Source organism: Bacillus sp. DNRA2, assembly GCF_012843265.1.
Classification (GTDB): Bacteria; Bacillota; Bacilli; order Bacillales; family Cytobacillaceae; genus Bacillus_BU.
Window position 1 is genome coordinate 89,151 of sequence record NZ_JABAIT010000011.1, and the last position, 21,342, is coordinate 110,492.

General features: G+C 40.0%; 18 protein-coding genes. 3 read left to right on the forward strand and 15 right to left on the reverse strand.

What is annotated here, in order from left to right:
* Positions 1 to 89: 89 nt before the first annotated feature.
* From HHO41_RS11255 to HHO41_RS11280, 6 genes are all read right to left on the reverse strand, one after another.
* Positions 90 to 1,529 (reverse strand): circularly permuted type 2 ATP-grasp protein, encoded by a 1,440-nt coding sequence (locus HHO41_RS11255; RefSeq protein WP_169098566.1) that lies wholly within the window; start codon positions 1,527 to 1,529, stop codon positions 90 to 92.
* Between the two features lie 341 nt (positions 1,530 to 1,870).
* On the reverse strand, positions 1,871 to 2,233 hold the full coding sequence (locus HHO41_RS11260) for a group I truncated hemoglobin (protein WP_169098568.1): 363 nt from the start codon (positions 2,231 to 2,233) through the stop codon (positions 1,871 to 1,873).
* Between the two features lie 158 nt (positions 2,234 to 2,391).
* Positions 2,392 to 3,909, reverse strand: coding sequence for an acyl-CoA synthetase (locus tag HHO41_RS11265; RefSeq protein ID WP_169098570.1), 1,518 nt, complete (start codon positions 3,907 to 3,909; stop codon positions 2,392 to 2,394).
* 58 nt (positions 3,910 to 3,967) lie between these two features.
* A complete protein-coding gene (alr, locus tag HHO41_RS11270) occupies positions 3,968 to 5,164 on the reverse strand; it encodes an alanine racemase (RefSeq protein ID WP_211171128.1) in 1,197 nt (398 codons plus the stop codon).
* An 80-nt stretch (positions 5,165 to 5,244) separates the two neighbouring features.
* Complete coding sequence (gene ald / locus HHO41_RS11275; protein ID WP_169098575.1) at positions 5,245 to 6,378, reverse strand: alanine dehydrogenase; 1,134 nt, start codon at positions 6,376 to 6,378, stop codon at positions 5,245 to 5,247.
* A 168-nt stretch (positions 6,379 to 6,546) separates the two neighbouring features.
* Entirely contained in the window at positions 6,547 to 7,509 is a 963-nt protein-coding gene (locus tag HHO41_RS11280) for a PucR family transcriptional regulator (protein ID WP_481747093.1), read from the reverse strand.
* Positions 7,510 to 8,032: 523 nt separating this feature from the next.
* Between HHO41_RS11280 and HHO41_RS11285 the strand changes: the two genes are divergently transcribed.
* Together HHO41_RS11285 and HHO41_RS11290 are read left to right on the forward strand one after the other, a co-directional pair.
* Entirely contained in the window at positions 8,033 to 9,439 is a 1,407-nt protein-coding gene (locus tag HHO41_RS11285) for an amino acid permease (protein WP_169098579.1), read from the forward strand.
* Positions 9,440 to 9,644: 205 nt separating this feature from the next.
* Positions 9,645 to 9,827, forward strand: a complete 183-nt coding sequence (locus HHO41_RS11290) for a hypothetical protein (protein ID WP_169098581.1) — start codon at positions 9,645 to 9,647, stop codon at positions 9,825 to 9,827.
* Positions 9,828 to 9,865: 38 nt separating this feature from the next.
* On the opposite strand, the gene fabG is transcribed toward HHO41_RS11290, so the two are convergent.
* The 8 genes from fabG to HHO41_RS11330 form a co-directional block, all read right to left on the reverse strand.
* Entirely contained in the window at positions 9,866 to 10,606 is a 741-nt protein-coding gene (gene fabG, locus HHO41_RS11295) for a 3-oxoacyl-ACP reductase FabG (protein WP_169098583.1), read from the reverse strand.
* A gap of 18 nt (positions 10,607 to 10,624) precedes the next feature.
* The gene (gene phaZ / locus HHO41_RS11300) at positions 10,625 to 11,521 is read right to left on the reverse strand and encodes an intracellular short-chain-length polyhydroxyalkanoate depolymerase (protein ID WP_248278429.1); all 897 of its coding nucleotides are present in this window, start codon (positions 11,519 to 11,521) and stop codon (positions 10,625 to 10,627) included.
* Positions 11,522 to 11,528: 7 nt separating this feature from the next.
* Positions 11,529 to 12,533, reverse strand: coding sequence for a 3-oxoacyl-ACP synthase (locus HHO41_RS11305; RefSeq protein WP_169098587.1), 1,005 nt, complete (start codon positions 12,531 to 12,533; stop codon positions 11,529 to 11,531).
* Between the two features lie 41 nt (positions 12,534 to 12,574).
* A complete protein-coding gene (locus HHO41_RS11310; protein ID WP_169098589.1) occupies positions 12,575 to 13,573 on the reverse strand; it encodes a branched-chain amino acid ABC transporter permease in 999 nt (332 codons plus the stop codon).
* A gap of 6 nt (positions 13,574 to 13,579) precedes the next feature.
* A complete protein-coding gene (locus tag HHO41_RS11315; protein ID WP_169098591.1) occupies positions 13,580 to 14,440 on the reverse strand; it encodes a branched-chain amino acid ABC transporter permease in 861 nt (286 codons plus the stop codon).
* Positions 14,441 to 14,457: 17 nt separating this feature from the next.
* A complete protein-coding gene (locus HHO41_RS11320; RefSeq protein ID WP_169098593.1) occupies positions 14,458 to 15,165 on the reverse strand; it encodes an ABC transporter ATP-binding protein in 708 nt (235 codons plus the stop codon).
* Entirely contained in the window at positions 15,162 to 15,917 is a 756-nt protein-coding gene (locus tag HHO41_RS11325) for an ABC transporter ATP-binding protein (RefSeq protein WP_169098664.1), read from the reverse strand. The genes HHO41_RS11320 and HHO41_RS11325 overlap by 4 nt, the downstream gene beginning before the upstream one ends.
* 84 nt (positions 15,918 to 16,001) lie before the next feature.
* Positions 16,002 to 17,177 (reverse strand): substrate-binding domain-containing protein, encoded by a 1,176-nt coding sequence (locus HHO41_RS11330; protein WP_248278434.1) that lies wholly within the window; start codon positions 17,175 to 17,177, stop codon positions 16,002 to 16,004.
* A 217-nt stretch (positions 17,178 to 17,394) separates the two neighbouring features.
* On the opposite strand from HHO41_RS11330, the gene HHO41_RS11335 reads away from it, so the two are divergent.
* On the forward strand, positions 17,395 to 18,075 hold the full coding sequence (locus HHO41_RS11335) for a spore coat protein (RefSeq protein WP_169098597.1): 681 nt from the start codon (positions 17,395 to 17,397) through the stop codon (positions 18,073 to 18,075).
* A 31-nt stretch (positions 18,076 to 18,106) separates the two neighbouring features.
* Here HHO41_RS11335 and HHO41_RS11340 read toward each other — a convergent pair whose 3' ends face one another.
* Positions 18,107 to 21,340: an AfsR/SARP family transcriptional regulator gene (locus HHO41_RS11340; protein WP_248278430.1), complete on the reverse strand. Its 3,234-nt coding sequence runs from the start codon at positions 21,338 to 21,340 to the stop codon at positions 18,107 to 18,109.
* Positions 21,341 to 21,342: the final 2 nt, after the last annotated feature.

A 21,342-nucleotide genomic window follows, 5' to 3' on the forward strand; every position in this document is an offset into this window, starting at 1 on the left:
GGTCTCCCATACCAGCTACTCCCGCAGGAGTCTTCGTGCCTTCCGCTCCAATCAACTTGCGAAAAATCAACACTAAACATCAACTCAGTCTAATAATTTAACACCCAAGTGTCTTTGCTTCCGCCGCCTTGGGAAGAATTCACAACTAGACTGCCTTCTTTTAAGGCTACTCTTGTCAAACCACCAGGCAACACTTCAATTTCATTTACTCCCATAAACGCAAACGGTCTTAAATCTACATGTCGTCCTTGGACTCCATCCCTAACAAGTGACGGTACACTCGATAGATTAATAGTTGGTTGCGCAATATATTTTGCAGGATCTTTAATAATTTTTTGCCTAAACTCGGTGATTTCCTGTTCAGTTGAGCAAGGTCCAATCAACATACCGTATCCACCTGATAGAGCGGTTTCCTTTACCACCATTTCAGGTAAATGGGCTAGTACATACTGTAAGTCTTTTTCGCGCGCCAAAACATATGTAGGAATATTGTTCAAAATCGGTTCTTCATTTAAGTAAAAACGAATCATGTCTGGTACATAGGTGTACATTGCCTTATCATCTGCAATACCAGTTCCTGGTGCATTTGCAATTGCAACATTACCAGCGCGATAAGCGTTCATGATTCCTGGAACACCTAATACGGAGTCAGCCCTAAAACATAGCGGATCGAGAAACTCATCATCGACACGGCGGTATACAACATCGACTTGCTGCAATCCTTTTATCGTCTTCATGTAAACTTTTTGGTTAATGACCTTCAAATCCTTGCCTTCAACAAGTGGAATCCCCAATTGTTGGGCGATAAATGTATGTTCAAAGTAAGCAGAATTATAGCAACCCGGAGTCAACAAAACGACAATCGGATCTTTTTTATTAGTTGGAGAAAGACTTCGAAGTATGGTTAACAAGGAATCTAAGCTTTTATCGATTGGACGCACGTTATGATTTGTCATCAAATCCTGGAACAGTCGCTTCATCCAAGTTCGATTTTTATAAATATAAGAAAGTCCGGATGGGGTTCTTAAATTGTCTTCCAAAACAAAATATTGTCCTTTGTCATCACGGATTAAATCAATTCCCGCTAATGGGATATAAACATCACCAGGGACTTTAACGCCCATCATTTCAGTAAGGAAATACGGATTTGAGACTACCATTTTCCTAGGAATAATCCCTTCGCGGAGAATGACCTGTTCATGATAAACATCGCGGATAAATTGATTTATCGCCATCACTCTTTGTTTGACACCTTTTTCTATCAATGTCCATTCATCAGTTGGAATGACTCGCGGAATAATATCTACTGGAATAGTTCGCTCCAATGAATTTCCTTGTTCGCCACTGTATAACGTGAAGGTCACCCCTTGCTTCATCATATAATCCTGCATGGAGGTTTTTATTTCTACTAATTCAGATTGACCCATTTCCAATAATTGATCATAGATTTTTTGATAATGCTTTCGTATCTCCCCTTGTTCATCGAACATTTCATCAAAGCCTGAAGCAAAATCGTATTGTGAAAACATTTTCATCCTCCTTAAAATCCTTTATATGTGAATTTGTAGATTACATTTTTTGTCGTAAAAACAAGAATGATGTCAGAACTCCTAACAATTAAATTGAATTAAAAAATGTAGATTTGTCCTAAAAATTATAAATTTCAATAATCGCGTTGTTTTTATTTACATTTGATGTTAGCTTTTCTAACAAAAGGATATCACCAGTGATATTTATTGTCAACGGCCTAAATTTTAATATTCTGTAAATTATTCAATTCACTTGAAAAATAACGATCTTGTTAAGCGTTTACATTATTGATATACAAACAAAAGCGACCCATAAGTTGGATCGCTTTTGTTTTTCATATTTATTTATATAATATATCATCTTTTAATGAAGCAACCTTTGTTAAAGCTTGGTCAATTTCAGCTGAACTCACACCGTAATGTGCTAAGGCGTCATGTAGATGACTTACAATCGCATTAAAATGCTCGGGCTTGAGATTCATGCCTTCATGCGCCTTTGCCATTGACTGGCCAGAGTATTGATTAGGTCCACCTAAAGCATAACTGATAAATTTTGTTTGATGGCTACGTTGTTTTTCCATATCTGTTTCATCAAAGAAATGGTTTACCGTTTCATCCTTTAATACCTTCTCATTGTAGAAATAATCGACCACCTTGGATATTGCAGCTTCCCCACCTAATTTTTCATAAAGATTTTCTGACATTTGTAAAAAGCTCCCTTCAACAATAACTTACAAACTAAATAGTTCCACAAAATGACAATGAATATTCTTAAATGCTGATTTTAATATATAGCTAGTAGTCCCACACTTCAATATCTGAATGTTAAAAAAACTGCCGATACAGCTCGGCAGCTTCCAGATCAACGAGATTCATTTACTTTTGTTGCCTCGAGTCCTATTTCTTTTAATCGTTTTTTATCAATTTTTCCAACATGGGTCTTCGGCAGTTCATCTACAAAAATAAATTTACGCGGGATTTTATATTTCCCCAGCTTTTGTTGACAAAAAGCTGCTAGCTCCACTTGATTTAGGATTGGATTGGTGACTGCTACGAATGCAGTCACCACCTCGCCCCATTTTAGATCAGGGAGACCAATTACTGCCGCTTCGTCAATTTCCGGGTGTGATTCAAGCCAATGCTCGATTTCAAGCGGATAGACATTTTCACCACCGGTAATAATCATATCTTTTTTACGGCCTACAATATAGAAAAATCCTTCTTCATCCTTTTGCCCTAAGTCACCTGTATGCAACCAGCCATCCTGCAAGCTTTCAGCTGTCGCATCTGGATTATTCCAATACTCGCGAAAGACATGTTTTCCCTTAATTAAAATTTCACCCACTTCATGTGGACCAGCTTCACGTCCATCCTCGGTAACTAGCTTAACCATGTTAAAAAGCATTGGTTTGCCAACTGAGCCTCTTTTATTGTTAGCAACACTAGGTTCTATATAAAAATTATTTGGACCTGCTTCCGTTAAACCATAGCCCTCTTTAAAGGCAATCCCCTTCTTTTGGAACATATCATACACCTCAAGCGGGCATGGGGCTCCACCTGAAAGAAATAATCTAATCGACGGAAATGTGCTCAGCTTAAATTCTTCGGTTTGAAACATCATATGGTACATCGTTGGCACAAAAATCACAACCGTACAATTGTACCGATTAAGATACTCAATAGATTTTACCGGATCAAATGCTGCTGTAATAACCACTCTTCCTCCAATAAATAAAAGTGGAATAGATAAAACATTAAGTCCCCCGGTGTGAAACATTGGCATGCTTGACAATGTGCAATCGCTTTCGTTTAGATTCCAGCTTAATACTGTATTAATTGCGTTATACATAATTGATCGATGAGCGAGGACAACCCCTTTTGGTTTACCGGTTGTCCCCCCGGTGTAAATCATCGCCAAAGGATCTTCTTCGATGAGAATGGCTTCAAACTCTAGATTGCTTTTATTATGAAACACTGCTGTATACTCCGCTGTATCGATACAAAAAAATCGGTCATTGTCTCGAGAAAGCTGTCCGATTTTTCCTGAAAATTGGGTATGGTATCCAATCAAAACTGGAGTACAATCACCTAATATATAATGTAATTCCTCATTTGATAATCGCCAATTTAACGGAACAAATATTGCGCCGATTTTGGCACAAGCAAACAGTATGTCAAAATAAGCTAAATGATTGGGGGACAACAGTGCAACTCGGTCGCCCTTTTGGACTCCTTGATTCAAAAACCAGTTGGCAAGTGTGCATGCTCTATCATTAACCTCTGCATAGGTATAGGTATCGTTTCGATCAGCATCAATAATCGCAACCCGATCTGGAGTCAATCTTGCTCTGTTATTAATCCAGTCCATTTCCCACCCCATCGTAATCTCTCCTTCTTTATTAATGCTCTTATCATAAAAGAGGAAAGTTACAGGTGAGTTACACGCGCAAAGATGCTGTCTTTATCAATTTTCCATTACAGATATTGATGGATTTCAAATTGCAGGTTTCTAAATAAATGCGTGGGACTCTTTTTCCAATTAAACAAACCACCTCGTAATTAATTGTTCCTATCAATATAGCAATTTCATCAACAGACTGAAACACTTCTTCATGATAGCCAAAAATCGTGACAATATCTCCCTCTGTGCACTTTACAGACTCCGGTACCTCAATCATCGTTTGATCCATACAAACTCGACCCGCAACCAGCACCCGTTTTCCTTTCAACAAAAATACTCCCTTATTTGAGAGTGAACGTGATAGTCCATCAGCATAGCCAATCGGCAAGGTAGCAAGCATACTCCCTTCGCTTGCAAGTTTTGTACAGCCATAGCTTATTGGTTGTTTTAACGGAATCTTTTTTAAGGCCGCCACCGTCGTATTTAAGGTCATTGCTTGCTTAAGTTTAATTTGGTGCGACTTCAGAGCAGAATCAGGATACAATCCATACAAACCAATTCCGACCCGAACCATATCAAGATGCATTTCAGGATAATTCATCGTGGCAGCGGTATTACAGCAGTGTTTTAATGGCACATAAAGCTGGCGATTTTCCAAAAAAGATATAATATTATTGAAACGTTCAAATTGTTTATATGTATAAGTTGAATCCGCACTATCTGCATGAGCAAAATGAGTAAATATACCTTTTACAAAAACATGCCGACATTTTTGTGCTGTTAGAGCCAGCTGCAGTACTTCTTCAGCCGTTTGCAAACCAATTCGTGACATTCCAGTGTCCACTTTAAGATGAATCGACACCATTTTATCTAAAGTTGTAGCCTGATGGATGATTTCAGAAAGTGTTTCCCGAGAAAATACCGTTAATTCAATATCGGCGTTTATCGCAGCTTTTATCGAACGATTGGGTGTATAGCCCAGCACTAAAATTGGCGCAGTAATTCCAGCCTCCCTTAATTCAAGCGCTTCATCAAGAATAGCTACGGCTAAGTAATTTGCCCCGGATTCGATAGCCCCCCACGCTACCTCGACCGCGCCGTGACCGTATCCATCTGCTTTAACCACGGCCATTAGCTGAACATTTGTACCAATAAACCGCTTATATTGAGTTACATTATGTTTAATCGCTTCCAAAGAAATCTCTGCCCAAGTATCACGATAACTAAGCTGCATCACGACTCTCCTCCCACTGATTGGATTATTTTTGGATATAAAAAGTCCCTCAAGCTGTTTCTTGAGGGACTTTATTCAGTTTAGTTAGCGACAAGCTCTTTTTCAAAAGCCGTTTCCACGGTCACATAATCATAACAGAGGTCTGTAGCAACCGCTTTGTATGTGATTTCCCCATTAGCTACATTGACGCCAAGCTTTAAAGCAGGATTGTCTTGAATTGCATTTAAGACCCCTTTGTTAGCGATCTGAAGTGCATAAGGAACCGTCACATTTGTTAACGCAATTGTGGAAGTTCTTGGTACTGCCCCCGGCATATTCGCAACAGAATAATGAACAACACCGTGTTTCATGAAGGTTGGATCATCATGGGTTGTTACATGGTCACTTGTTTCCACGATTCCACCCTGATCAATCGCAACATCAACGATCACAGAACCAGGCTTCATTGTCTTCACCATTTCTTCGGTGACAAGCTTTGGAGCTTTTGCTCCTGGAATTAACACTGCCCCTATGACCAGGTCTGCCTCTCTTACAGCATCTGCAATGTTAAATGGATTGGACATTAACGTTATAATTTGATTACCAAATATATCATCTAACTGACGTAGACGATCTGCGCTTAAGTCAATAATCGTTACATCTGCACCCAGACCAATTGCCATTTTTGCTGCATTAGTTCCAACGATTCCACCACCAATGATCGTCACTTTGCCGCGGTTTACGCCTGGAACACCAGCTAGTAAAATGCCCTGACCACCATTGGTTTTTTGTAAAAACTGTGCGCCGATTTGGGCAGCCATTCGACCGGCTACCTCGCTCATTGGCGTTAATAAAGGAAGTGTACGATTTACTTCAACTGTTTCGTATGCAATCGCAATAACTCCACTTTCCTTTAACGCCTTAGCTAAAAATGGTTCAGCAGCAAGATGTAGATAAGTAAATAAAATTAGCCCTGGACGGAAATATTGATATTCACTTTCTAACGGCTCCTTAACCTTCATAATCATGTCAGATTTTTCCCAAACGTCAGCTGCTAATTCGATGATCTCAGCACCAGCAATTTGATAATCTTCATTAGTGAAACCGCTTCCAAAACCTGCCTCTGTTTCGATGAATACTTTATGACCTGCCTTTATGAAGGATACTACTCCAGCCGGCGTTAACGCCACGCGATTCTCATTATTTTTAATTTCCTTAGGTACACCAATAATCATTTCTTATTTCCCCCTTAGAAAACTTGTTGTATGTTTCTGTGATTTAAGAATAAAAGATTCAAACATCATTTTCATTGTCGAGAATTGAGAAAGAGTATATCTGTTTTTGTTAAATTCCACAAAACGTTCAAAATTGCACATTGATGTTTGAGAGGGGGTTATCACAATTCAACGAAACCGTTTAAATTTCAGGTCGAGATAGAGTGTAAACTTTTGATTGGTGTCTTTTAGATTGACTTCAGCAATCTCTGAAATCCGTTTTAATCGATAATTCAGGGTATTGACGTGGACATTTAAAACCTTTGCCGCTTCATTTACGTTACTATCCTTGTTCAAAAATACTTCTAGTGTTTCGACTAAATTACAGTGATATTTTTGATCATATTCATATAATACTCGTAGTGCTTCATTTTCGTATTGGTCTTCAGTATTTTTATCTAACAACACATCAATATATTTATAGACTCCTAAGTTTTGATAACTATGAAGCTCATTTGCATCGTTCGGAAATTTATCCTTAATCGAAAGTACGGTTAATGCCTCCCGATAGGCTTTAGCAATTCTTTGATAAGCATGGTAGATTCCACTAAATGCCGGAACTATCGCAGTGACACCGTAACGCTCTTTCATTTTTTCAACAGTTATCTCACAGAATTGATTTAAGTTGTGAATTTGTCTATCCGATTGTTGTGGTGAAATAAACAAAATAAGCTGAGAATGGTCAATTGTATATAAAAGAATGTTCGGCTGTTGGATCGTTTTTAATAAATAAGCAATCTGCTTTTCAAGTTCACTTGAGATTTCCTGGTTAAATTGAAAAACAACTACTGCAAACCTTGCTGGAGGAGTAATTTGCAAAGAATGAAATTGATTAATAATTTCTTCATTTGAAGGTATGTGATCGGTTAGTAATTGCCAAAAGAACTCCTGGAACCGTTCTTCTTTCTTATTTTTTCGATGCTGCATTTGCAATAATTTATTTTTAGTTGCAGCAGCAGCCTTCTTTAATAACTCCAAATCCTCGCCTTGTATGACTTTATCAATTTCCAACGCCCAAATGAAGCCTAGTACTTCTTCATTTTTCCAAATTGACACAGCGACACGGTCTCCTAGACCGATTTCTCCCATCATTTTTACACGTACCGGTTCTCGACTATTTAGTAAAGTTGGTATCACACCTTCCTTCCAAAGGTTATTGATAACCTTTTCAGGTACTCGTCGCCCGATGATGGTTGAAATCCTTGCTTGGTCTGTTCTTTCATCATGTGCGCTGTAGGCGAGAAGGCGATGATTTGCATCCTCGATGGTGATCGGACATTGCAATGTTTCGCTAACAACATCAGCAAAGTCTTCCAAACTATCAAAACTGGCTCGAAACGGATCAATAATCGTCATGCATATCAGGCCTTTCTAACATAGATGTCTTAGAGTTTATAGGATTTGTGAAATAAAAAACTTATTTGTAGAAATTTACAAAAAAATAATTTAGTATTTTTATTATTTCACAAAAACATTCGTTCACTAATATGTTAAATTTATATCACAAAGTTGTAAAGACTTTGTTGGAAGGCATATACAGTTTTTATGTAAGCGTTATCAACAAACGGTACTATTAGCATGATCTGTTATTGAAAAGAGTGGGGGGAGAGAGAACATGGAGTCAAATCATCATACAAACAAGAATCAGCTACAAAGAGGTTTGGAACAACGACATATCACTCTAATGTCATTAGGAGCTGCAATTGGTGTAGGATTGTTTCTCGGATCAGCATCTGCGATTAAACTAGCCGGACCAGGGATTATTTTTGGCTACGCATTTGCAGGAATGATCATGTTTTTCATTATGAGAGCACTTGGTGAAATGGCAATACAGAAGCCCGTTTCTGGCTCATTCAGCCAATATGCCCGCGATTACTTGGGCCCAATGGCCGGCTACATAACAGGTTGGAATTACTGGTTTTTATGGGTAGTAACCTGCATGGCAGAAATAACTGCCGCTGGAATCTATATGGAATACTGGTTCCCAGATGTTCCTCGCTGGATTTGGGCTCTGGCTGCACTAGTTATCATGGCTTCTGTGAACTTCATGGCCGTCAAAGCCTATGGAGAATTAGAGTTTTGGTTCGCTTTAATTAAAATTGTCACGATTATTTTCATGATTGTATCAGGTCTTGGGATGATATTTTTTGGAATTGGAAATGGGGGAATTGCCACAGGTATTCGTAATATTTGGGAGCATGGGGGTATGTTGCCAAATGGAATCACCGGGGTATTAATGTCATTACAAATGGTCATGTTTGCTTTCTTGGGTATCGAAATGATCGGTATTACTGCAGGTGAAGTGAAAAATCCAGAAAAAACGCTCGCTCGAGCAATTGATTCGGTGTTCTGGAGAATCCTAATTTTCTATGTTGGAGCATTATTCGTCATCATGTCAATTTATCCTTGGACAGAAATTGGCGTGAAAGGCAGTCCGTTCGTATTAACTTTTGATCAACTGGGAATTCCGGCCGCAGCAGGAATTATCAACTTTGTCGTATTAACTGCTGCGCTTTCTTCTTGCAACGGAGGAATTTTTAGCACCGCCAGAATGCTGTACAACTTAGCTGAACACGGTGAAGCACCACCAGCCTATGGAAAACTAAATAAAAATGGCGTACCAAGCTATGCCGTTTTAGCTACGGCTGGTGCTCTACTTATCGGTGTTGTTCTCAATTATTTAGTACCAGCTAAAGTATTTACTTGGGTTACGGCAATTTCAACTTTTGGCGCTATTTGGACTTGGGCAATGATTTTATTATCACAAATGCGTTATCGCAAAAGCTTGAACAAAGAAGAGGTAAATGGTTTGAAATACAAAATGCCACTTTATCCGCTTACTTCTTATTTCTCACTAGCATTCTTATTATTAGTAGCTGGTTTAATGGCTTATTTCCCAGACACAAGAATTGCCTTAATTGTAGGACCAATTTGGCTAGGAATTCTGGTCGCCTTCTATTACATTAAAGGACTTCATAAAAAATATCGCAAAGAAGCTGAACTTGAGGAAAGAGTTGGCTAAACAATAAATGGATCATGGGCAGCGTCGGGGACAGTACCGATGCTGTTTTTTCATTTATACAAAGTGGATATTGGTAATTTCACACAGTTCAATATTTTTTACGAAAAATATTTGACAAATTTGTTACAATTGTTAGAATATTCAGTACAAGGGGGTTGATAAATCTATGGTAAGCAAATCAAAAAGGACATTGGGGAATTTTAGAATGTTTGCAACTTGGGGAATTATGCTTGGCTTAGTTCTTTTTATTTTCGGAATGATTGTAAGCGATTTCATTCACTCCCACGCAATATCAGCCGCCGGAATCGGAGTTCTTATCAGCGCCATGGTCATCTTCGGATTTGGAATGTGTGTAAGCCTAATGGAAGAGTATAGCGAGAGTATATAAATTAAGAATCGGGGGCCTTGGCCCCCGATTCTTTCTGTTTACATCATAATTCCACCATCTACATGAAGAGTCGTACCGTTAACATATTTTGATTCATTGCTAGCTAGAAACAGATACGCATTGGCGATGTCCTCTGGCTTCCCTAAATGCCCCAGTGGAATGGTTTGCTTGATCGCATCTAGTACTTTTTCTGGAACGGCTGCTGTCATATTTGTTTCAATGAAGCCTGGAGCGACTGCATTTACGTTGATACCTTTACGCCCAAGCTCCTTCGCCCAAGTTTTTGTCATTCCTACAACCGCAGCCTTTGCAGCTGCATAGTTTGTTTGGCCAATATTTCCATATACTCCCGAAACAGAAGAGGTATTGATGATTCTGCCACTGCCTTGCTCAAGCATCGTCGGTAAAACAGCATGTGTACAGAGGAATACGCCGGTGAGGTTGACGTCAATTACCTTCTGAAAGTTTTCCAATGTCATTTTTTTCAACATTGCATCTCTAGTAATACCGGCATTATTGACTAAAATATCAATTTTCCCAAAAGTATTGAGCACGTTTTTTACCATGTTATTTACGCTGTCTTGCTCGGCAACATTTACTTGGAAAAAGGCGACTCGATGCCCTTGGTCGGCCAGTTCTTGGGCCCTTGCCTGACCTAACTCTTCATTGAAATCAGCAATCGCGACACTGGCACCTTCTTTTGCAAAAATCTCTGCTGCTGCAAGTCCAAGCCCGTTTGCTGCCCCCGTGATGATAGCCACTTTTCCAGTTAATCTCATCCTTACCACTCCATTCAGTTAGATATTTAGAAAATCAGTAATAACCCCTAACAACTGCCCTAAATCATCAACCAACGGTGAATGTCCACAATTCTTCAATTCTATGAATTTGGCGTTTTCGCCAAGATCATCGATAATTTCCTGGGTCATATTTGCAGATACAACCATGTCATGCTCACCCCGTAAGACGAGCACTGGAACCTTAATCTCTTTTGCCTGATTGGTGCCCTTTGCTGCGTCATTTTCAATAGCACTTATATTAAACACATTAAGGGCATGAATGACTTCGGCATAATTACGCTGCGTTAACATATCATCAACATATTCCTCGTATCGCCAGGGCTCTGGTTGATGATGATGATAGATGACAGCATTCCAAACAGCTTTTAGATACTCACGATTTTTTTGATCATATGCTGCCTGAGTTGGAATGACCCTAATAGCATCGGCTTTAATTTGGGCGTAAGTAGTAAAGCGCTGCCTGAAATCTGGCATTCCCAGTTCATTGATACCATAGCAAGGATAGCCACGAGTGGAGACAGACTCGAGTAAAACAAGGGAATTAGCATAGCCAGGATTATCGATTGCAAATTGCAGCGCCACACCTCCCCCGGTCGACCAGCCCATCATCGAAAAGTCGCTTAACCCCAGTGCGTCAACCCAATGCTTGATATCATCAGCAAAATCCTTCAAAGTAAAGATTTTTTGATGGTAACTAGATTCACCAAACCCACGCAAATCAATAGCATACAGCGTAAAGGATTCATCCATATTCTCTAAAACTAAATCCCAGTGCTTCGAGGAAGTCATATTACCGTGTACCAATATAAGCGTTTTTTCGCCTCCAGGCCGGTTGCGATAAGCAATGGTTTCTCCATTTGGCAACTCAACAGTTTTTAGCGTGATCGTTTTCAAATATGCATCATCCTTCCCCCCAGCGAATCGTCGTTGCTCCCCAGGCATAGCCAATACCCGCACTAACAAGAACGACAATATCACCGCTGTTTATTTTCCCTGCCTTTTCTGCCAACTCCAAGGATAAAATTTGATCAATTTGACCAATATGGCCATAGTCCTCCAAATAGATTGATTGATCGAGTGATAATGACAGTTCATTCAATACAAACTCATGTGCAGAACGCTTCATGTGAAGCAGGGCAACATAGGAAATATCAGATTCCTGATATCCACTTTTTTGGAGAGAAGCCCGGATCACCTTTAAAAAGTTCGCCATTGATTTTTGTTCAAGGCGCTGTTTCATCCCCTCAGGATTAGTAACATCCAACATGTACATATCTAAATTTTCCGGCGTTAACGGCCGCTTCGTTCCTCCAACAGGAACAACCACATCCTCCGAAAAGGATCCATCTGTCATTACATCTGTTTCGAGTACCACATTGGAACGATGTCCTTTTTTCAATAAAACCGCTCCGCCTCCTGCACCGAGATTAAACATAAATCTTGTTCGCTTATTTTCATAATTGATAAAATCCACATTGCGATATCCGCCTGCAAGTAACACTGTTTTAATGGCCGAATCACCGTTCATTAACGATTTCGCAAGTTTCAACCCCATGATTGTTGTCCCGCAACGTAGGGCAATATCAAAGGCCCACGCGTTGAACGCACCGATAGCTTCCTGCAGTTTGATTCCCGAAGTCCAAAGCGGATATTCCTTATGCTCCTCACCAATATAGATAATCACATCAATCTCTAAGGGGTCCATCCTCGCTTTTTCAAGCGCTCGTTTTGCTGCACGGATGCCCATTTCACACGTATGATCCTCTAAACCTGGCACAAATTTTTGCTTAATGCCCATTTTTTCAACTACCACATTTACAGGAATTCCAGCTTTATCAGCGATTTGCTGTGCCGTCATCGTTCGTTTTGGCAAGTAAATTCCTGTACTGACAATTCCGATCGGCATACGCCCCACCTCACTTGATTGTCTATTCATATTAAAATCGATTAGCCGGTCAGTTTTTGCTGTGATTTGGTTGAAGTGCGTCTCGTGCGCCTAAAAGTTAGTGACCGCAAAGTTCCAATAATTCCAAGTGGGAAAAACATCACAACCAGAATATAAATAATCCCAAAAAAGATAATCCAACGCTCAAATATCCAATGCGTTTTCGCCAGCTCGGTCAGCCAATGATGGGCAAATTCAATCAATCCAGCACCAATGACTGCGCCAATTAAAGTCCCTACTCCACCAATGATCGTCATGAGAAGCGCATCAAGCGTGATATCCATTGTAAATACACTTGTATTAACAAAGCGAAGTGAAACGGCATATAAACAACCTGCTATACCAGCTAAAATTCCTGATGTGATACTGGCAATGATCTTATAGTGAATGACTTGAAACCCTAGTGACTCAGTTCTTTTTTCATTTTCTCGAATCGCTTGCAATACTCTTCCAAGCGGCGAGTTGGTAAATCGCTTCAAAATTAAGAACGCAACCACCATGCCAATAAGACAAATTAAGTAAAAATCAGTCCGATCCTTTAACAGCTCGGGGACACGAAACGTAAAGCCGTCATTACCAAAGGTTAATGTGCGCCATTTTTCAGCAACCACCAAAAATAATCCGGACAATGCTAGCGTTAGCATGGCATAAAAATGGCTCTTTAAGCGGAGTGATAATAAGCCGACAATCCAGCTAACCAAGGCACATAATCCAATTGTGACAATAACGGCAAGAAGCAAATACATTTCGGTTGGTTCGAATTTCTTCATCATAATCCCCATTGAATACGCACCAATACCGAAATACATCGCATGCCCGAATGAGACGATCCCAGTGTAACCAAGTAACAAATCATAGCTCATCGCGAATATCGCAAAAATAAACACTTGAGTTAATAGAATCAAGAGACTTCGTGATTCATAAATAAACGGAAGAATGAAAAGGCCAATCCCACATAAGAGGAGTAGACAGGTTGAGCGATTATTGCGGATCCATTGCATTGAATATCATCCTCTCATTCCAAACAAGCCTTGTGGTTTAAAAATTAAGACAACCGCCATCAGTAACATGTTCGCACCAAGCGCAAGGTCTGGAACATAATAAGCCATGAACGAACCGGAAAGTCCAACCAGAAGCGCTGCCAATATCGAACCAGAGAAATTGCCCATGCCACCGATTACTACGACAATAAAGGCCAAGATGGCAAACTCCATTCCCATATCAGCATGTATCACACCGGAATACGGCCCAAGCAACACACCACTTAATGCAGCCATACCCGCTCCAGCCATAAAGACAAGCATAAACACCCTCTTAATATTAATTCCTAAAGCCTGCACCATTTCTCGGTTCATCACTCCGGCACGTACCACTAAACCGACCTTTGTATGTTTCAACATATATTGGACTAGCCCGTAAACTAAGAGCCCAATGAAGATAATAAATAAGCGATATTTGATAATGACGACTCCACCAACCTCCCAACTTCCTGCCAAATAATCTGGTGGGGCTGCAGAAATTTGATTTGGTCCCCAAACAACCTTGAGCATCTCTGATAAGACAAGCATCAACCCGAGTGTAATCAAAATTTGTTGGACATGATTCCCGTATACCGGCTTGATAATCCACTTTTCAGTGATAATGCCAAGCAAACAGCCTGTTAAAATCGCGCCAACAATGCCGAACAGAAAACTATCTGTTTCAGCGTAAATCCAAATTCCGCTGTACGCTCCCCAAGCAAACAAACCACCATGAGCAAAATTTAGAACATCCATTAGGCCAAAAATAAGCGTTAACCCTGCAGCCAGTAAAAAAACCAACATCCCTGTCGCTAATCCATTTAAGGTAAGATTGACTAATACCTCCATTGCTTTTTCCTCCTTTCTTAGGCAATTCCGAGGTATTTACGTCGTAGTTGTTCATCTTCTTTTAGTAGGGACATTCTCCCGTCTAGTACCGTTCGTCCATCATCGATAATATAAAAATGGTCGCCAATACCACTTGCCATCATGTAATTTTGCTCAACAAGAATAATCGTTGTTTTTTCTTTAATTTGCATAATCGATTCCATTACTTTTTCTACAACAATCGGTGCCAAACCCTTGCTTGGCTCATCAATGAGGAGTAGATCATTTTCGTTTACATAGGCCCGGGCGATTGACAGCATTTGCTTCTGACCACCACTTAATAGCCCACCTTGCTTTTTCCAAAATCTTTTTAAATCAGGAAACAACTCTAATATTGAAAAAAGGCGCTCTTTTGTTTGCTCATTATCATGCCTCATCGCCACCTTCATATTTTCTTCCACAGTAAGCTCCGCAAATATGCCTTGGTCCTCTGGAACATATCCAATCCCTTTTTGAGCTATTACATAGGTAGGCAACGCTTTGATAGGTTTATTTTTATATAATATAGAGCCATTTCTTGCAGCATTTAAGCCCATGATCGTTCTAAGGGTCGTCGTTTTCCCGGCGCCATTTCTCCCCAATAAAACCGTTACTTCCCCTTGCTTCACTTCAATGGAAACACCCTGTAAGATATGAAATTGTCCGATATACGTTTCTACATCTTCAAGCTTTAAGAGGACGCTCATGAGTATAAACCTCCTAAATAGGCTGATTGCACTGTTTCATTTTCAATAATTTCCTGTGGGGTTCCATCGGCTAGCAACTGACCATTGAATAACACCATAACGGAGTCAGATAGTTCCATAATCATATCGATTTTGTGCTCAATTAGTACGATTGTTCTGTTACCCTGTTCCTTTATTTTCTTGATGACCGCCAAAATGGCAGGTACTTCTTCTAGTGACATTCCTGCAGTTGGCTCATCAAGGAGCAGTACTTTCGTATTTAACGCGAGAAGCATCGCTATTTCCAGCTTCCTTTTTTCACCATGTGCCAAGTTCCTGGCTATGGCTTCCTTTTTTTCTGACAGCAAAACCAATTCAAGCCATTGTAGTGCTTGTTCTTCAAAATGGGGAAATTTTTTATAAGATTGAAACATGTTGTAACGTACTTTTCCCTGTGATTGAACAGCAAGTCGAACATTTTCCAGTACTGTAAGGTTCGGAAACACATTGGTGATTTGAAAGGAACGGCCGATACCAAGTCGTGTTCTTGCTGTAGGAGAAAGCTTAGTGATATCCTGACCTTGATAATAAATTTTCCCCTTTGTTGGTTGGAGTTGTCCGCTTAACAAGTTAAACAACGTCGTTTTTCCAGCACCATTTGGACCGATGATAGATTTGAATTGATGTTGCATTACCTTAATGCTGACACCATCAACCGCTGTATGGCCACCAAATGTAATCGTTAGATTATCCGTTTCGATTATCGTATCCAGAGTCATTCACCACCTTTTCGGATATAGACAATGAACCTCGGACGCTTAAGCGACCGAAGTTCATTCAGCATAGAATAGGCTAGGTTATTTATTTCTAATTGGTGGTTCCGTTTCGTCAGGTGATAACTCACGAATTAACACAGGCACTGGGTAAGGAACGCCTTCTTTCTTTTCTAATTTGATAGCATATAATGTTTGAAGTGCCTGGTGATCTTCACCACGGAAGGTCATCTTACCTTTAGGCGTATCAAAACTCATTCCCTCCATCGTTTTAATCAACTTATCAGAATCAGTATTGCCCTCTGTTTTCTTTAATGCTTCTACGATAGAGATAGCTGCACTCATTCCACCTGGTGTGAAAAGATCAGGAACATCACCATCAAAGCGTTTTTTATGCTCATCTACAAGCCATTTGTTGATATCATTTTTCGGCAGGTCATGGTAATAAACAGTGAAGCCTTCCATGCCAATTAACGGTTCCATTGTCGCCAGTGCAGCAATATCAGGAGCACCAGTTGAAATTTTAATCCCTTTTTCCTGAACCTTCATATCCGCAATTTGATTCCAAGGAGAATTTGCACCAGCCCAAACAACAAATAAGTAATCTGGCTTAGCATCAATTACTTTTTGGATATTAGAGGTGAAATCAGTTGCTGCTGGATCGGCATATTCTTCATGAACAATTTCAGCGCCAAGTTTGACTGCCGCTTCTTTAAACGCTGCTACACCATCACGCCCAAAAGAGTAGTCAGGAGCAAGCGTGGCAATTTTCACACCTTTTTTTGCAATAGCTGCAGCACCTGCAACTGCATCTTGTGAAGAATTTCGGGCTGTTCGGAAAATATATGGATTATACTCCGAGCCAGTAATGCTATCAGCGGCAGCAGGTTCGACAATCATAATTTTTTCATATTCTTCAGCAAGCGGGAGAACAGCAAGTGTATCCCCTGAACTTGATGAACCGACTAGAAAATCAACCTTATCTTCTTCTAAAAGCTTCGTAGCCTTTTGTACAGCTACTTCTGGTTTTGTTTCAGTATCTTCTGTAATAAATTTAATTTTGTGTCCAGCAACCTCCATTGTTCCATCTGTTGCATAATCAAGACCTAATTCAAAGCCTCTTAGCGTTTGTTTTCCGTATGACTCCAATCCACCTGTTAATGATGCAAGAACACCAATCTTGATTGGGGCCTTTTCTTTATCCGAATCATTGGCATCACTTCCAGTCTTATTAGAGCTACAGGCACTGGTGAAAATCATTAATACGGCTAGTACACTGATAATTAGCAGATTACGGGAACTTGCTTTCAATTGGCTCTTCCCCCTTGGATTTTTAGTTCGTCTTAGCATCAATCATTGCTGTAAGGCTATCATATAGTGGGCGAGTTACAATTCAGTTACATGAACGAATATTTTTTTATGATGAAACCAAACTAATGGAGTATGAAAAATACCAGTTGGAGGGAGTAAACATAATATGCAAAATCAACAACCAGGACAAACTCATATAAATATGCACACGGGGACTGTGCCGCCACAATTGAATCACGGCGGACATGAGGTAATGGATGTACATGCGGTTCTTTCAGGGACAATCGGAGCCCTTAATCAATATTCATTATTACGGAAATATGTGAAGGATCCTGAGCTGATCGATATAATTGATCGCCAATATCAATTCACGCAAAATGAATACAATATTACCTTAGATTGCTTCAAATCTGGGCAAAACCCTGCTCAGGAAACGCAAAGCTATCAAATGAGACAAAATAACGATTTTATTTACGGCTTAACACCAACACAACCGAAAAAGCCGATTCAATCTGAAATGGAAATGTCGGAGGAAATTGTTGCTGGCTGCCTGCTGTCAACCTGCAAAAATAATGCAGCTGCTAAAACGATGGCTGCTTGTGAAACAACTAATCCAGTTGTACGCCGCGTTCTTGCCGACTCTATTCCAAACTGTGTCGAAATGGCTTATGAATTATCGATTTATCAAAATAAGCATCATAGCTACCAAGTACCACAGTTCTCCGAGCAGGATATGACCCAAATTATCAATTCCTTCGCACCTGCTCAAGGTTCATCCCAAATCCAGCAAAATACAGGAACAGGCGGCTTTGGAATTTCAAATTACCAAAATAATAATATGCATTAGCATAACGGAGGCTGTTAATCCCAACAGCCTCCTAATTACTATCTGCAGCTACTATCATTTCATAGATGTGCACAGTTGCTTCCATTGGCGTCACACCAAGCTCCCGTTCTAGTATCTCGCAGCATTTTTTATACCATTTAATCGCTTGAGGACGATTATTTTTCCGAAAATAACTATACATTAATAACCGATAGGCTTCCTCCCAAGTTCGTTCCTTGCTGATGATTTTCAAACACCATTCAATCGCAGAATCATAATCCTCATTTCGAACACATACTTGTGCCAACTTTTCTGCTCCACGTAAAAAATAATCAAGTAGACGCTCACGTTCCTGGATACACCAATCCTCATAAAGTCGATCTGGCAAATAATCTCCTGAATAGGAATCAAGTCCTCTTCGCAAATAATTGATTGCCTTATCTACATCCTTTTCTTCCATGCCGATTAGCATGTATTGTTCGAAGGACACCTTATCAATCTCTAGTCCTGCATTCGGGTTTATTCCATAGGAAGCCCCTTCACGTAAAATAAAAAAGGAATTAGCTCGTGCTTTACGATTTGGCTCAAGCACGTGGTTTAAAGCATTTAGGGCAACTTTAAAATCACGAGCTGCATTTGCCTCAGTCTGCTCCGGCCACAGGATTTGGTAGATTTCTTCCTTAGGAATGAGTTTATGCCTATTTGTAATAAACAGCTGAAACAGTTCCTTCGCCTTGCCTCTTTGCCAGCTTCGTCCCTCGACCTCTTTTTCGCCAAGCCAAACTCGAAATTGACCAAGTGTTTTGACACGGAGCGAATAGCCAGGATGAGACTCGATACGGATTAATTTCAAGTCTTTTAGAAGTCTTGAAACATAAGGAGATGGAATTTGCAGCTTTTGAGCCTCGATTAATAACGGGGCATATACTTGCAAGTCAGTTGGTCCAAACAACGTGCGCTTCGATAAGAAAAACTGATAGCGCCCATACTCTAGTTTCTGCAAAAATGTTGAAAAATGTTGACTGAAACTTTTTGAATTCCCCACTTGAAAGTGAGAAAACGCCAGCCAAAACTGACAAAGCATCTGTCCATAATCATCACCACATTCCACAAACATCCCATTGGCATCCTCAAAATTCACTAGTGCTTCGGCAGAACTCCCACTATAGAAATTAGCAATTCCAAGGCTTAATGTTATCAGGGCTGACAGCCAATGGTCCTTCACTCTTTCCGTTTCTAATAGTGCTAGTTTTCCAGCCTCAAGTGCTCGTTGGTATTCGCCCTTTGTCCCATATAAATAACATAGCCCCATCAAGCTTTCAGCTTTTCCTTTTTCGACACGGAGATTCCCCATAATTTCTAATGCCGTTTCATAACAATTGATGGCCAGATCTGAATCATAGCGATTAATCAATTGAACAGCATGGCCCATCCGAATCCAGCCACAGGCTTCCACAAAAGGGGCCTTTAGTTTTAAGCCATGGTGAATTCCTTCCTCCGCTAATTCCTTGGCTAGTTCACCTTCGCCTGTGAAAGCAGCAATAAGCGATAGCAGCAATTCCGTTTCCCGATGGGACTGTGGCAGACTAGATTTCGCAATTTGTTCAGGAGTTCTGTTTGAAAATAGGAGTTGCTTAGCTCTGTTGAACTTTCCTGTCCGCAAGGATAATCTAGCTTCGAGCGAGGTGCTATCAAGCGGAACATTTAATTGCTTCGCACGATTTAGCCATTTTTCAGCCTTCTGTCCTTGCCCCAAATTGATTAAATTTTCTGCAAGAAGTTGATAAAGACTAGCTATTTGTGCTTTTGATTGCTGCTCATCTCGCTCCAGCAACTCGATTGCCTGATATAGCAGGCGCTCTGCTAGATTAGGCTGAATCGTATCCAAATAGATTCGTGCCTTACCTTCCAACGCTTTGCTTTTTCCAATATGATCTTGCTTTTGTTCGGCTATTTCTATGGCTTGTTGATAACATTCCTCGGCCTGCTTATAACTTGAGCGATATCGGTATATTTCCCCCTCTAATAACCATAGATAACAACTAGTGTTCTTATGGTACACTGGGATTTTTGTCAGTCGCTCTAATAGTCCTTCTAGTTTGCCATTTTCTAGCAATCTTACCCCATGCTCCTTGAGCAAATCAGCAATCGATTCGGACTTGTTTATCTTTTCATAATGATACAATGCTTCCTCCAACATGCTGTTTTCCTGAAAAAATCGTGCAGCCCGTTCGTGCAAACCATAAACTGTCTCATCTGAGTTTGCACGAAGCTGCTTTTCTAAGAATTCTCGAAACAAAGCATGATAACGATAGTCCTGTTCAGAAATCTTTTGTATAAATAGGTTCTTTGCAGTTAGCTGTTCAAGCAATTGTTTGGAATGTCTGGCTCTAAGAATCGCATTACAAAGCTCTTCATTCATTTCTACCAAAATCGAGGTTTGTTCAAGAAAACTCTGTATTTCTGGTTCTTGCTTGGCAAATACCTCCATCGCTAGATATTGAAACAACTCTTTTAATGACTGTGAATGTTCATGTATCCCACTTCTTAAGTGTTGATAATTGTCTGTTTGTCCCGCAATCATCCCTAAGGCAATCACCCAGCCTTCAGTGAGTTGATAGATTTGTTCTAACTCAGCTAGCGGCAGCGTCATTGAATATATTTCATTTAAGAGCAGCTCAACTTCATCTTTTGTTAACATTAGGTCTGCCTTTGTAATTTCCAAAACGAGCTGATTTGCTTTCATTCTCGTAATTGGCTTCCAGGTTGGTCGACTTCGTGATATTACAATTAAATGCAAATTTGTCGGAATATGCTCGAGCAATAGTTCCATCCATCTGTTTACATTATAAGAATGTTCAATTTGTTGAAAATCATCTAAAACCAACACTAGCTCCTCACCGATTGCTAAAACTTCATTAATGAAAATTGAGCAAAGTGTATTCAACTCCTGTTCGCGGATATAACGATCCATTTCCTTTATATACGCTTCTAGTTCGACGCCAAACTTTGGAAAACTTGTCCGTATCGCTGCGACTAAATAGGTCAAAAACGGTTGTATATCATCATCCATTGCCGAAATGGAATACCATGAGCAGCTACATTGTTCATCGACTACATATAAAGCCATCGCTGTGCTTTTACCATAGCCTGCTCCGGCATGAATGAGCGTTAACGGATGTCGGATAATCGTTTTTAATTTTCTCGTTAGTTTTGCGCGACGTAAGTCAGTATGTTTAGTTGCAGGTATCATGAGTTTTGTTTGGATGAGTGGAATTGAATTCAATT